This window comes from Acutalibacter intestini, assembly GCF_034334985.1.
Classification (GTDB): Bacteria; Bacillota; Clostridia; order Oscillospirales; family Acutalibacteraceae; genus Acutalibacter; species Acutalibacter intestini.
The window spans coordinates 1-12,631 of sequence record NZ_JAWXXL010000063.1 but is presented as its reverse complement, the minus strand read 5'-3'; the positions used below and the strand labels follow the sequence as shown (position 1 = coordinate 12,631).

Here is a 12,631-nt window from a genome sequence, read left to right as displayed (position 1 = left end):
GCCGCTGCGGCGGACTCCGCCTATGACTTCCCCCTGGCACACCGAGCGCTGGAAGAACTGGGCATCGACTTCTTTGTCGTGCCACAGCCCGCCCATGACCGCACGAAAGCTGAACTGAAAAGGAGCTATTACGGCATACGGAACATGAGCGACAAGCTGTGCCGGGAGAATGGCTTGTCCGTCGTCGTTCCCGGCAAGGGCAGCAAGGGAAAGAGCTATGCGGAGTACCAGGCAGAAAAGACGGGTACAAGTTGGAAAGGCAAGCTAAAGATTGCCGTTGACGCGCTTATCCCCCAAGTTTCCAGTTTTGAGGAATTGTTGCAGCGGTTACAGGCGGCGGGCTATGAGATAAAGCCGGGGAAATATGTATCATGCCGCGCCCCCGGACAGGAACGCTTCACCCGCCTAAAAACCCTCGGCGCAGACTATACAGAGGAAGCCATAAGGGAACGGATAGCGGGCAGACGGGCAAAAGCGGCGAAAGCTCCCAGAGAACAGCGCGGCGTGTCGCTGCTTATCGACATTGAGAACAGTATCAAGGCGGCGCAGAGTAAGGGCTATGAACAGTGGGCGAAAATCCACAATCTGAAACAGGCAGCTAAAACCATGAATTTCTTGACGGAACACAAGATTGAACAGTACGCGGATTTAGTCAGCCGGATTGAGGAAATGTCAGCGGAAAGCGGACAGGCGGCAGACGCATTGAAGAACGCGGAAAAGCGGCTTGCGGACATGGCGGTGCTTATCAAGAATGTTTCCACCTACCAAAAGACAAAGCCCGTCTATGACGCATACCGCAAGGCAAGGAACAGGGAGAAGTACCGCGCCGGACAGGAACAGGCGATTATCCTACATGAAGCCGCCGCAAGGTCGCTGAAAGCGGCGGGCATTGCAAAGCTCCCGAACCTCGCCGCGCTGCAATCGGAATATGAAGCCCTCCAAGCGCAGAAAGAAGCCCTTTACGCCGACTATGGGAAGCTGAAAAAGAAAGTCCGGGAATATGATATTATCAAGCAGAACATTGACAGCATTTTACAGACAGAGAAACAGCCAGAACGGGAACAGCAGACAGAGCGCGGATAATGCTTAAACTATAAATGAGAAAATCCGAAAGTTGTACAAATAGGAAAACAAGTTCGATTGATTTTTTTGCATATTATGATTTTGCTCATTTATAGTCCTAAAGATATTGAATTTAGAACTTAGAAAGCATATAATAAGAACTGTAAATTCATAATTAGGCAAATCGGAATTTGGAGGAGGAAAAGAATGGAATTTAAGCTGATTTCCATAGCAAGCATGATTGCTTTTTATGGATGTTATTTTTTAAAAATGTTTCATCAAAAAAAGCAAGGAATACAAACAGACCAAATTGGAAAGGACAAAATCGGTTTTGTAAAATTTGTGGAAATCACAATGAAGATTGCGGCTATTCTTGTCTTTATAGCGGGACTTGTCAGTATTTTCCTTGAAACGGGGCATAGTCTTACTGCTATTCGAGTTATGGGCGCAATAATAAGTGTTGGAGGAACGGTTATATTTATTGTTGCAGTATGGACTATGCGGGACAGTTGGCGGGCGGGAGTATCCAAAACCGATAAAACAGAACTTATAACAAACGGTATTTACCATATCAGCCGTAATCCCGCCTTTCTGGGATTTGACCTTTTGTATATTGGTACACTATTAATGTTTTTTAACTGGATTTTGTGCTTCTTAACTGTATTTGCGGTCACTATGTACCATTTGCAGATTGTCAACGTCGAGGAAGATTTTTTACTTGCTACATTTGGAAATGAATATTTGAAATATAAGAAAAAAGTTTGCCGTTATATTGGCAGAAGAAGATAAATTCAAACTTGTAGGACAAAAGAAAATCGGGACGCGGCAGCTATCAGATAGCCACCGCGCCCCGGTTTTTTATGGGTGCAGAGATTGGATTGTTACGCAATAGGACGGCATTTTCGGGGATAAAGGTATAAAGTATCGCCTGTCTAATTTTCCCGCCCGGAAAGCCCTGTAAATCAAGGGATTTTCCGCGCCTACTGCGTAACAGGGGCGCGTCTTTTCCTCATGCGCTCGGCGGCTTGTCGGCGGGTGATACGCTTCCGGCAGACGGGGCAGTATTTGACACTGTTAGAGCTTGACGCAAAGAACGCGCCGCACTCGGTACACTTCTTCCTGTCCCCGGTCTGGTAAAGCTCCGCATAAAGCAGCCTGTCGGCGGGAAGCACCGCAACCCGGAACCACTTGCAGAGAAGCGAATAGGAAATGAGCTGCGGACATACGCACTCGTCCCCGTCGTCCAGTAAGATACAGTTCCCGTTATCATAATTGCAGCACGTCCGGCGCACAAGGGCGTTGACTTTCCGGCTCTGGGGCGGCGTCAGCCGCTTAACCCCGTTCATACTTCATCAGCGGCGTAAATGGGAAGCTCTGCAAATTCCGCTTCGGTCAAAGCGTCCACTTTGGAAACGGTGCGCTTTGCAAGCTCCCGCATATCCGCGTCCATGTAGGGCAGCGCAGCGTTGACATTCTCAATCAAAGCCCGCTTGCCGCCCTCGTTGTAAATGCTCAAAAGGTTTGTTTCTTCAACAGTCAGTCTACCATTTCTAACCTGACCATCGGCGCTCTCATAGTTTGTCGGCTCTGTCAGGATAAGCGTTTTGTACTCATATTTCCGCACCATGTTCTCGCTCATACCTACTGCTCTGTCAATAGTTTTGTAGCTGGGCCAGCACTGATGCGACTTCCTGTCCTCGCAACACATAAGGTATACGTAGACCGCAATCTCACCCGCTGACAATCCTAAACTGAAAATTGCGTTAGGCAGAGGAAAGAAGTTCTTTGCTCCGCTGCATGATGCTTTCAAGAAATTACTCATATTCTGTACCTTCCGTCTGACTCTCGACCCACGAAAGAAATTTTTCTTTGGGAACCACCAGACGCGAACCGATTCGCAACACAGGAAAGCCCTCCTGATGCAATAACTTATAGGCTCCAGCCATAGAGATTCTCAAAACTTCTGCCACTGTTTTCGCATTGAGAAACAGTGGCAGTTCGTCATAGCTTTTGAACTTTGATTGAACCACTCCGCACCTCCCAAAAAATGTCTTGACTTTTCCATTCACCTGCTGTAGACTTACTCTTAAATACAGATTAATTTTCCAGACTGTCTTGTGGTAACATATGCCAGTCTGTTTATCAAGGACAATTCCAAAAATATTTTTAATTTTCAAAAGGAGCGTGGTCAGAATGGCTGACTATCTGTTCTACACCTACTTTGAAGAGGGCCGCGAGTACTTTGTCTACAAAGACTTGACCCTTGAGCGCTCGCACAAAAAGGAAAAAGACTTCCCGTTTTTGGAAAGCCTTTTGCGGTTCACCTATTTGGACATCTGGCCGATGGAGAACTTGTTTAAGGAAATGGACAAGGCCCTGCTGAATTTCTATCGAGAACGCGACCGCGACTCGAAGGAAATAGTAATGGGTACGTTGGAAAAGCTGGCAAAGGAGCATATCTATTTCGAGTTCCTGCGTCTTGACTGGCAGTCACGGTTCCGTTATGTGGAGAGGCATCCTGACGAGGATTTGCATAAGGTTATCCCGCATAAGCTGTTAAGGCACATTCCCAGCGACCTGGACACGCTGCAAAGGCAAATCATGCGTTTGTTTGAGGACGTGCTGGACATCGACGATGGCAAGAAGAAGCCTGTGCAGGAAAAGTTGCAAGCCTACCTTGATAAGGAGAAACGAGAATCGCTCTATGCCTACCAGTTCAGACCAATTTCCACCACCTATGAGCGAACCGGCAAGGGTACTTTCACCGAAGTCCTCCACCCCACCTCCCTCTCTGACTTTGTCGAGTTCTCCCTCCGCGAGTGCGTCAAGCGCGAACAGCGTATGCGCATCTGCTCCTACTGCGGCAAGTATTTTGCGATTCCTCGGAGGAACACGGCGGAGTTCTGCAACCTGACCGTTGACGAGAATGGGCACACTTGCAGAGAAGTCGGCGCAGTAAAGCGCTGGGCGGAGAAGAAAAACTCGGACGAGCTGTTCAAGGAGTACCGCCGGGAGTACAAAAAGCGGTTCAACTGGATCAAGGCGGGGAAGATAAGCCCTGGCGCGTTCTACGCTTGGAGCGCCGCAGCGAAGGGTAAGCGGGATGAGTGTGTTTCTGGTAAAATAACCTTTGATGAGTTCAAGGAGTGGCTGGCGGAATCTTGAACGGTGTATTCTTTGTTAAGCGGCGCAAATTTTGATTTATCCTGTGATGTACTTTGTTATCAGCTCTGCCGCCCTCTCCGGCCCCACGGAACTGTCTATGCTCAGTTCATACTGATGTGGATCCGCCCCAGTCCTGCCCGGATATACTTTTATAGTATGTGCTCCGTGCCATGTCCGACCGTGCAATGCTCTTTTCTCCTTCCTGAGCGGTGTCGCCGTACATTTCCATAACCTTCTTCACACGGTAGTCCTTTGGCGCGTGGATAAAGACACGCACTACGTTCTTCCGGTCGGGCAGCACATGATCTGCTGCCCGGCCCACGATCACACAGGAACCCTGATCCGCAATCATTCGGATGGCTTTTTCCTGTGCCGTAATGGCCTGCTGCACAGCGCTGGTGCTTAGGTACAATTCACGCATGACAGCGTTTTCGTCCGCATTCAGGCCGGAGATAAACTTCTTTGCAAGGCCGCTTTCCTGGACGGCCAGGGCAGTCAGCTCTTTATAGTAGCAGGGAACACCCAGCTTTTCCGCTACCAGCTGGCTCACCCGCGGAGCCATGCTCCCGGGCAACGGTGACGATCACCCCGGGCCTGCTCTTATGCAGAGTCCAGACGGCTTCTTGTATGCCGCTATCCGGGATACTCAGCTCTTTCCACAGCCGTACCATGACTGTACTCGTGATGATAATGGCAATCACATCCGCCACTGGCGCGGCCCAGAAAATACCCGTCACGCCGGTAAAGATGGGGATAACCAGAGAAAACACGATAAGCAGCACATCACACAAAACAGACAATGGCGCAGCCGCTTTTGCATGGCCGATGGACTGTAAAAAGATAGCACAGACCTTCTGCACACAGGTAAACAGGATCAGCGAGAAGATGCAGGGAATGGCAAATCTCCCCAGAAGCCTGCTTCCCTTTTCCGTGCCGAGATAGGTACTGCCCTGCATAAAAAACCTCCTGAAAATGCCAAGAGCGACACACGTCCGACGCGCGCCGCTCCTATATCTGGCATCCCCAAAAGAACAGACACACGCCGTTTTCCGTACCATAATCAGGCTTACGCACAGATACTTTTTGAGGGTATTCCGTGCCGCGTGTGTCGTTGAATGGCTATATTTGATTTGCCTTGTCACTATAGCATTTTTCCAGCAGGAAAGCCAAATGGTCATTTTGCACAAAGAATTTTTCCAGAGGGCCGCCCGCTCCCCAAGGTACGGTAGGTATAGACAATTATCGCGGCACAGATCAGAAAGGTCAGCACATCGGAAACGGGCATGGAGTATAGCACCCCGTCCAGCCCGAACCAGGTGGGCAGCAGCAGCGCGAATCCCACGCCGAGCACCACCTCGCGCATCAGGGAAATGGCTGTGGACGTGAAAGCCTTGCCCAGGGATTGCAGATAGATAAAGGTCCCCTTGTTCACGGTGGCCAGCACTGTCATAGACAGATAGATCCTGAAACACTTGACCGCATACTGGGTGTAATAGACGCTCTCGTTGGCCGCGCCGAATATACCGATAAGCTGCCGGGGAAACAGCTCTACAATCAGCAGCGCCACGGCCCCCACGGCTGCTTCCGCCGCCAGCAGCCGGGTAAAGAGGGCTTTGGCCCGGTCCTTCCTGCCCGCACCGATGTTGTAGCCCACCACCGGGATACAACCTGCTGCCAGCCCCACGGCGATGGAGATGACGATCTGGAAGAATTTCATCACGATCCCCAGCACCGCCATGGGAATCTGGGTATACTGCTCCTGACCGAACACCGGGTCAAGGGCGCTGTATTTCAGCGTCATGTTCTGGATAGCCGCCATAGCCATGACCAGGGAAATCTGGGAGAGGAAACTGCAAATTCCCAGAGGAATATACTTCCTCACCAGCTTCCCATGGATGTGGAAGCTCCGCCGCTCCAGCTTAACGGCTTTCATATGGCAGAGGTACCAGCCAGCCCCGCTGTCAGCACCTGGCCCAGCACGGTGGCCGCCGCCGCGCCCATCATGCCCCAGCGGAACACGAAGATGAACACCGGGTCAAGTACGATATTGACAGCCGCCCCGGCAAGGGTGGAGGCCATGGCGAACTTTGGGCTTCCGTCCGAGCGGATGATAGGGTTCAGCGCCTGGCCGAACATATAAAAGGGGACGCCCAATGAAACATAGAAGAAATACTCCTTTGCCTGCCGGAAGGTTTCCGGGTTGACCCGCCCTCCAAACAGGGTCAATATCTGGTCGTCGAACGCCAGGTACGCCGCTGCCAGCAGCACTCCCGCCCCGGTGCAGAGCAGCACCGCGCTGCCAATACTCCCCCGTGCAGAATCCGGGTCCCCAGCGCCCAGGCTGATACTCACAAAGGCGCAGCAGCCGTCGCCAAACATGACAGCAATCGCTAGGGCCACCACGGTCAAGGGGAAAACCACCGTGTTGGCGGCGTTGCCGTAGGAGCCCAGATAGCTGGCGTTGGCGATAAAAATCTGGTCCACAATGTTGTACAGGGCCGCTACCAGCAGGGAGATGACACAGGGAACGGCATACCTGACCATGAGCCGGCCCACGGGCTCGGTTTCGAGAAACGCGTTTGACTTGTTGTCCATGAAAAATTCCTCTTGAGAATTCAGAAAGCCGGACTTATGCCTATTGGCCGCACACTTTCCATTCGTGATCAGACAAAAAAACAACGTGCAGCTTCAACCGGAATTACGCGGTGACGCTACACGTTGCAACTTTAGTATAGCAAATAGGACTCAAAAAGTCAAGCGGAATTTTCAAAAGGTGCCTTGGCAAATGGAAGTAGGGGCTCTATAATATCAAGGTACCTAATATAAATCCGAGAGGAGCTTAACAGATGAAACGAAATGAGAGCTTTGAGAAGCACATCGCCTGGCGCAAGGCACACTATGAGCAGGAGGACGTGAACGGCAGGCTGGTTATCAATCTTCGAGATATCGGACACACCATGCGGGATATGTCGGAAGGTCGGGGCAGCCAAAAGCGCATTTTGACTGTTCTTCTGGAAACCGGTTCCATTACCCAGCGGGAACTGACGGAGCGGCTGGGCATACAGCCCGGCTCTGCCAGCGAGGTGATCGCCAAGCTGGAAAATGCCGGGCTGCTTACCCGAACAGAGAGTGAAGCCGATCGCCGCACTGTGGACGTTACACTGACCGAGGAAGGCAAACGGCAGGCAGAAGATGCCAATTCTCAGCGCATAAGGCGGCATGGCGAGATGTTCTCCTCCCTGTCTGATGAGGAAAAGAGAATGCTGCTGAAGCTTTTGGAAAAGGTAAATGCGGACTGGGAATCCAGATACGCGGACCGCCAGGCACATCACCATGGCCATCATGAGCATCACGGACACCATGGCCCCCATAGTGATTGGGAGGGCCATGGCCGTCACGCCGCCGGAGAAAACAACGGCCGCCCCCTCTGCAATCACGACTGTGCCAATTGCCCTGACCCTTGCGGGAAAGGCAGAGCCCTTCGGGAAGGCGGTAAATAGGCGGTATGTGGAAATACGTGAAAAGATACCTGCCGCTGGCGGTTCTTGCCGGGCTTTTCATGATGGGGGAAGTATTGATGGATCTGGTGCAGCCCGGTATTATGAGCCGTATCGTAGACGATGGCGTGCTGGGAATAGGCAGGAACGGCACAGGCGATTTCTCCTTAATCTGGACCCTGGGACTGCAAATGATCGGCTTGGTATTGTTCGGCGGGCTATGCGGCTCCATGAACAACGTGTTTGTCCACCTGTCCGCCCAGAACATCGGCAACGAAATGCGGAAAGACGCCTTCCGGCGTATTATGACGTTTTCCTTCCCACAGACAGACAAGTTCGGGGTGGGGGCCCTGGTGACCCGGGTCACCAACGATATCACCCAGGTGCAGAACTTTGTGTCTCAGTTTGTCCGGGGCATGATACGATGCGTGTTCCTGACCCTGGGCAGCATCACTTTTATGTTCCTGCTCAATTGTGAGTTTGGGCTTGTTATGCTGTGCGCGTTCCCCTTCATTGTAGGGGTTTTGGCGTTCTGCCTTTGGAAAGCCAACCCGCTTTTCCCACGGCTCCAGGCCCAGCTGGACTGGATCAACGCTATCATGCAGGAGGACGTCTCCGGCATACGGATGATCAAAGCCTGTGTCCGGGAGGTTTATGAGAAGGCCCGGTTCGGCAGGGCAAATGATGAACTCATCAAGACACAGCTGAAGGTACTGGTAATTTTTGCCTTTATGAATCCGGCCATAAACGCCCTGATGTACTTGACCACAGCCGTCATCTGCCTTTCCGGTTCCCGGCAGGTAACCAGCGGCGGCGCGACCCCTGGGGTCATTATGGCGGCCATCACCTATACCACACAGCTGCTTCACGGCATCCTTATGCTGGTCATGCTGTTTCAAAGCATCTCTAAGGGGCTGGCCTCATGGAAGCGTGTCAAAGAAATCCTGGATGCCCGTCCCGAACTAGAAAACGGCAGTTTTTCCGGCAGCACAGAGCTGCGGGGGGCTGTGGAATTTCGCAATGTGAGCTTTTGCTACCCCGGCAGCGGCCGTCCCGTCTTGAAAAATATCAATTTGAAAATAGCGCCGGGAGAAACCGTTGCGGTTATGGGGGCCACCGGCTGCGGCAAGTCCAGCCTTGCAAACCTGATACCCCGTTTTTACGATGTGCAGTCCGGTGCGGTGCTGGTAGACGGCGTGGATGTGCGGGAATATGACCAGCAGGCGCTGCGCCGGAAAATTGCTGTTGCTCTGCAAAGGGCCGAGCTGTTCAGCACATCTATCAGCGAGAATATAACGTGGGGCAGGCCCGGAGCCAGTCATGAGGAAATCCTGTCCGCAGCAGAAACCGCCCAGGCAGACAGCTTTATTGAAGGCCAGGCAGATGGATACGGTACCCTTGTAGCAGAGCGGGGGATGAGCCTGTCCGGCGGGCAGAAGCAGCGGCTTTCCATTGCCCGGGCCGTGATAAAGCCGGCGGAGATTTTGATATTTGATGATTCTACCAGCGCCCTTGACCTTCGGACAGAGGCAAGGTTTTACGAGGCCCTGGATGCTGCCCGCCAAGACGCCACAAAAATCATCATTGCCCAGCGCATCGCTTCTGTCCGCCGAACAGACCGCATTGTTGTGCTGGATCAGGGAGCTGTCGTGGCGACAGGAAGCCATGAGGCGCTGATGAATAGCTGCCCCATCTATCAGGACATCTACCGCTCACAAATGGGAGAGGGGGCTGAACAGATTGCCTGAGCAGAAACCTAATGTGGAGATGCGGAGCATCCCCGGCATGATGAACCGGGGTCCGGGCGCGCGATTTGCCACAGTGGAACACGCTGAGAACGCCGGGGCTGCGCTCAGGCGGATCGCCGCATATTTTGGCAAAGAGAAGGCTATGGTGCTGGGTATGCTGGCGGCAGTGGTTTTCGGAACCCTGTGCGGCGTGTACGCGCCCAGCGTACAAAGCCGGGCCATTGACATAATTGCCGGAAGCAGGGGTGGCTTTCTGCTCCCCACCGTAGGGCTCATGGCGGCGGTGTACCTGCTGTACAGTGTCAGCCAGCTTTTTCAGGGGCTCATCAGTGCCAGGCTCAGCCAGCGCCTTGTAAAGCGGATGCGGGAGGAGCTTTTTTCCAAGCTCATTGACCTGCCGGTGAAATATCTCGACACCCATTCCCATGGGGATGTGATGAGCCGCATGACAAATGATGTGGAGAATATCTCCACCACCGTGTCCCAATCGCTTCCCTCCCTGTTCTCCGGGGTTCTTACCATTATTGGCACTGTGGCCATCATGCTGTGGTACTGCTGGCAGCTGGCTCTGCTCAGCTTTGCCACGGTGCTGCTGACGGTGCTGGCTACCAAGCTGCTATCCGGGCGGGTGCGCAAATACTCCCGCAAGCGGCAGGCATATCTGGGACAGCTTAACGGTACTGTAGAGGAAATGGTGGCCGGGTACCGCACAGTGGTGGCTTATCAGCACGAAGAGATCACGACAGAAAATTTCTGCAGCACCTCGGATGAATTGACCAAAGCGGGAATCAAAACGGATATTTTCAGCGGCGTTATGGGTCCTATTATGAATTGTATCGGCAACATTGGCTTTGTTATTATCGCGGCCTTCGGCGGGTATTTTTCTATCAACGGTTTCATTTCTGTGGGGGTCATCTCAGCATTTATCGTGTATGCCAAGCAGTTCAGCCGCCCTATCAACGAGATTGCCCAGGTTTACGGCCAGCTACAGACAGCCATTGCCGGGGCAGAGCGTTTGTTTACCGTCCTGGACGAACAAGAGGAGGATATGTCCGGGGAGCCTCTGGAGCCCCACCGTGCGGCGGTGGAGTTTTCCCATGTGGACTTTGCCTACACTCCGGGGCACCCGGTGCTTCGCAACTTTACCTTGCAGGTGCCTCCCGGGAAAAAGGTTGCTCTTGTGGGGGCAACCGGCAGCGGAAAGACTACAGTGGTCAACCTGCTCATGCGGTTCTATGATATTGACAGCGGAACGATACGGATCGACGGGCAGGATATCCAAAAGATGAGCCGTGGCAGCCTGCGGAAGAATGTGGCAATCGTTTTGCAGGATACTGTGCTTTTCAGTGACACGGTGCGTAAAAACCTGGAATACGCCAGTGATAACGCCAGCATGGACGACATTGAAAAAGCCGCTGAGCTAGGCCGCTGCAGCGAGATGATCCAAAAGCTGCCGGAGGGCTATGACACCCTGCTGGCAGCCTCCGGCGCGAATATCAGCCAGGGCCAGCGGCAGCTCCTTGCCATTGCCCGGGCCTTTGTGGCAGACCCTAAGATACTCATCCTGGACGAAGCCACCTCCAATGTGGACACCCGAACAGAGAAAGCCATACAAGGAGCTATGCAAAAAATTATGGAGGACCGCACCAGCATTGTGATCGCCCACCGGCTGTCCACCATCCGGGACGCGGATATCATCGTAGTAATGGATCGGGGGGAGATCATAGAGAGCGGGAGCCATGGTGAATTGATAAAAAAGAGAGGGAAATATTACGATTTGTATAAAACCCAGTATGCTGGGTTTGCAACATAACCAAGGAGGAAATACTATGGAAATCAGCCGTACTTTCTATTCAGACGCGCACACCGCCCATGAAGTCACTTACACCCCGGATATTGTTTTTGCCCACCGGGAAACCGGCGATTTGAAACTGCAGATGCTGTCGCCCGCGGCCCCCAACCTGCCGCCCAGGTTTGTGAATCCCATCTTTGCAGAGCTGGAAAAGGAAGGAAAGATTCCGCCTCATCCCAAGGACACCCGGCGCTTCCCGCTGCTGGTAGACGTACCCGGTTCCGGCTGGAGCGGCGCACAAGGGTATGCCCATGTGCCGAAAATGGTAGAACTTGCCAAATTGGGCTTTGTAGTGGCCAGCATTGAGTATCGGGGGACTTACAAGGATGATGTACGTTTTCCCGCCGCCGTACAGGACACCAAAGAGGCCATACGCTTCCTGAGGGCCAATGCGGAAACGTATCATGTAGACCCCGCTCACGTAATGCTGCTGGGCGATTCCTCCGGCGGGCACACGGTGGCTATGGCCGCTCTCACCGGGAACGAGGAACGCTTTAACATCGGTGAACATTTGGAACAAAGCACCGTGGTGGAGTCCTGCGTCATTTTCTATGGGCCAAACGATTTGCTGAACCTTGTGCCAGACCGTCTGGCAGAACATAAGAAGCTTCGGCCCGGCGAGGGCGAGTTCCCCTTTGAGGCCAGGGAGATTTTCAAGGAGGATTTCCGGCAGAACCCCGAAGGGATGCTGGCCGACGCCAGCCCCATCAACTATATCGAGAGGGCAGAAAAACTGCCGGCTTTTCTGTTTATTCAAGGTGAGGAGGACCCCATCATTCCCCTGCGGCAGGGGCTGCGTTTCTGTGAAAAGGTGCGGGAGCATGGCGGCCGGGCCGAATTTGTGAAAGTTTGCGGCGCGGGCCACGGCACCGGCTGCTGGACAAAAGAGGTTATGGAGATGGTGGGGCAGTTCTTGAGAGCTTATTAACATCCTTTTTGGGTGCTCCCTATTTCTTTGTTTATCGGCGCAAGTTTTGAGGTAGTCTCCCCCACTCCTATCTTTTCCATTCGCTGCGTTTGACCCACTTTCTGACCCAGAATCGGAAAAACTCAGTGGAACGGATAGGGACAGACCTTCGGGTTTTGGCCGGAAGAATCGAGCAAAAAGGGCCGGAAGCGCCTGGAAGCTGCTGGAAAAAATCGAATCACCACAGCTCATAACCCGAAGGCCGCAGGTTCGAATCCTGTCCCCGCAACCAAAAATCCCCGGAAACACTAGGGTTTCCGGGGATTTCATTTTGCATTTTCCCTTTGTTTCCCTTACCTGACCCATGCGCTGACCCATACGGGGAAACGACCGGGTACTT

Annotated in this window: 12 protein-coding genes and 1 pseudogene; 7 read left to right on the top strand and 6 right to left on the bottom strand. The window is 52.9% G+C overall.

Features of this window, described 5'->3' with window-relative positions; genetic code table 11:
* A partial coding sequence (locus tag U8U68_RS20840; RefSeq protein WP_322204250.1) for a relaxase/mobilization nuclease domain-containing protein occupies positions 1-1,083 on the top strand: 1,083 nt, incomplete at its 5' end.
* Between the two features lie 186 nt (positions 1,084-1,269).
* Positions 1,270-1,851: a methyltransferase family protein gene (locus U8U68_RS20835; RefSeq protein ID WP_162225183.1), complete on the top strand. Its 582-nt coding sequence runs from the start codon at positions 1,270-1,272 to the stop codon at positions 1,849-1,851.
* 191 nt (positions 1,852-2,042) lie between these two features.
* Here U8U68_RS20835 and U8U68_RS20830 read toward each other — a convergent pair whose 3' ends face one another.
* From U8U68_RS20830 to U8U68_RS20815, 3 genes are read right to left on the bottom strand one after another with little or no spacing between them, the layout of a single operon-like run.
* Positions 2,043-2,408: a cysteine-rich VLP domain-containing protein gene (locus U8U68_RS20830; protein WP_322204247.1), complete on the bottom strand. Its 366-nt coding sequence runs from the start codon at positions 2,406-2,408 to the stop codon at positions 2,043-2,045.
* Positions 2,405-2,884 carry a transposon-transfer assisting family protein gene (locus tag U8U68_RS22730; protein WP_437124461.1) on the bottom strand — a complete coding sequence of 160 codons (480 nt, stop codon included), beginning with the start codon at positions 2,882-2,884 and terminating at the stop codon, positions 2,405-2,407. Before U8U68_RS22730 ends, U8U68_RS20830 begins: the two co-directional genes overlap by 4 nt.
* A complete protein-coding gene (locus tag U8U68_RS20815) occupies positions 2,877-3,092 on the bottom strand; it encodes a helix-turn-helix domain-containing protein (protein ID WP_322204245.1) in 216 nt (71 codons plus the stop codon). Before U8U68_RS20815 ends, U8U68_RS22730 begins: the two co-directional genes overlap by 8 nt.
* Before the next feature lie 163 nt (positions 3,093-3,255).
* Between U8U68_RS20815 and U8U68_RS20810 the strand changes: the two genes are divergently transcribed.
* Positions 3,256-4,227 carry a DUF6076 domain-containing protein gene (locus U8U68_RS20810; protein WP_322204243.1) on the top strand — a complete coding sequence of 324 codons (972 nt, stop codon included), beginning with the start codon at positions 3,256-3,258 and terminating at the stop codon, positions 4,225-4,227.
* A 106-nt stretch (positions 4,228-4,333) separates the two neighbouring features.
* Here U8U68_RS20810 and U8U68_RS20805 read toward each other — a convergent pair whose 3' ends face one another.
* The 3 genes and pseudogenes from U8U68_RS20805 to U8U68_RS20795 all read right to left on the bottom strand — a co-directional run bounded on the left by U8U68_RS20805 (position 4,334) and on the right by U8U68_RS20795 (position 6,822).
* Positions 4,334-4,789 carry a cytidylate kinase-like family protein gene (locus U8U68_RS20805; RefSeq protein ID WP_322204241.1) on the bottom strand — a complete coding sequence of 152 codons (456 nt, stop codon included), beginning with the start codon at positions 4,787-4,789 and terminating at the stop codon, positions 4,334-4,336.
* Positions 4,731-5,183: a hypothetical protein gene (locus U8U68_RS20800; RefSeq protein ID WP_322204240.1), complete on the bottom strand. Its 453-nt coding sequence runs from the start codon at positions 5,181-5,183 to the stop codon at positions 4,731-4,733. Before U8U68_RS20800 ends, U8U68_RS20805 begins: the two co-directional genes overlap by 59 nt.
* 218 nt (positions 5,184-5,401) lie before the next feature.
* Positions 5,402-6,822, bottom strand: a pseudogene (locus tag U8U68_RS20795) (MATE family efflux transporter).
* 251 nt (positions 6,823-7,073) lie between these two features.
* On the opposite strand from U8U68_RS20795, the gene U8U68_RS20790 reads away from it, so the two are divergent.
* From U8U68_RS20790 to U8U68_RS20775, 4 genes are read left to right on the top strand one after another with little or no spacing between them, the layout of a single operon-like run.
* Complete coding sequence (locus U8U68_RS20790; RefSeq protein WP_322204238.1) at positions 7,074-7,727, top strand: MarR family winged helix-turn-helix transcriptional regulator; 654 nt, start codon at positions 7,074-7,076, stop codon at positions 7,725-7,727.
* 17 nt (positions 7,728-7,744) lie between these two features.
* The gene (locus U8U68_RS20785; RefSeq protein WP_322204236.1) at positions 7,745-9,472 is read left to right on the top strand and encodes an ABC transporter ATP-binding protein; all 1,728 of its coding nucleotides are present in this window, start codon (positions 7,745-7,747) and stop codon (positions 9,470-9,472) included.
* Positions 9,465-11,285: an ABC transporter ATP-binding protein gene (locus U8U68_RS20780; RefSeq protein ID WP_322204234.1), complete on the top strand. Its 1,821-nt coding sequence runs from the start codon at positions 9,465-9,467 to the stop codon at positions 11,283-11,285. Before U8U68_RS20785 ends, U8U68_RS20780 begins: the two co-directional genes overlap by 8 nt.
* Positions 11,286-11,301: 16 nt before the next feature.
* On the top strand, positions 11,302-12,252 hold the full coding sequence (locus tag U8U68_RS20775) for an alpha/beta fold hydrolase (RefSeq protein WP_322204231.1): 951 nt from the start codon (positions 11,302-11,304) through the stop codon (positions 12,250-12,252).
* Positions 12,253-12,631: the final 379 nt, after the last annotated feature.

Bases quoted from the DNA above. Each gene is read 5' to 3' on its own strand.
- U8U68_RS20805 (WP_322204241.1), bottom strand. From the start codon at position 4,789: ATGGCTCCGCGGGTGAGCCAGCTGGTAGCGGAAAAGCTGGGTGTTCCC.
- U8U68_RS20790 (WP_322204238.1), top strand. From the start codon at position 7,074: ATGAAACGAAATGAGAGCTTTGAGAAGCACATCGCCTGGCGCAAGGCA.
- U8U68_RS20800 (WP_322204240.1), bottom strand. From the start codon at position 5,183: ATGCAGGGCAGTACCTATCTCGGCACGGAAAAGGGAAGCAGGCTTCTG.
- U8U68_RS20810 (WP_322204243.1), top strand. From the start codon at position 3,256: ATGGCTGACTATCTGTTCTACACCTACTTTGAAGAGGGCCGCGAGTAC.
- U8U68_RS20775 (WP_322204231.1), top strand. From the start codon at position 11,302: ATGGAAATCAGCCGTACTTTCTATTCAGACGCGCACACCGCCCATGAA.
- U8U68_RS20835 (WP_162225183.1), top strand. From the start codon at position 1,270: ATGGAATTTAAGCTGATTTCCATAGCAAGCATGATTGCTTTTTATGGA.
- U8U68_RS22730 (WP_437124461.1), bottom strand. From the start codon at position 2,884: ATGAGTAATTTCTTGAAAGCATCATGCAGCGGAGCAAAGAACTTCTTT.
- U8U68_RS20830 (WP_322204247.1), bottom strand. From the start codon at position 2,408: ATGAACGGGGTTAAGCGGCTGACGCCGCCCCAGAGCCGGAAAGTCAAC.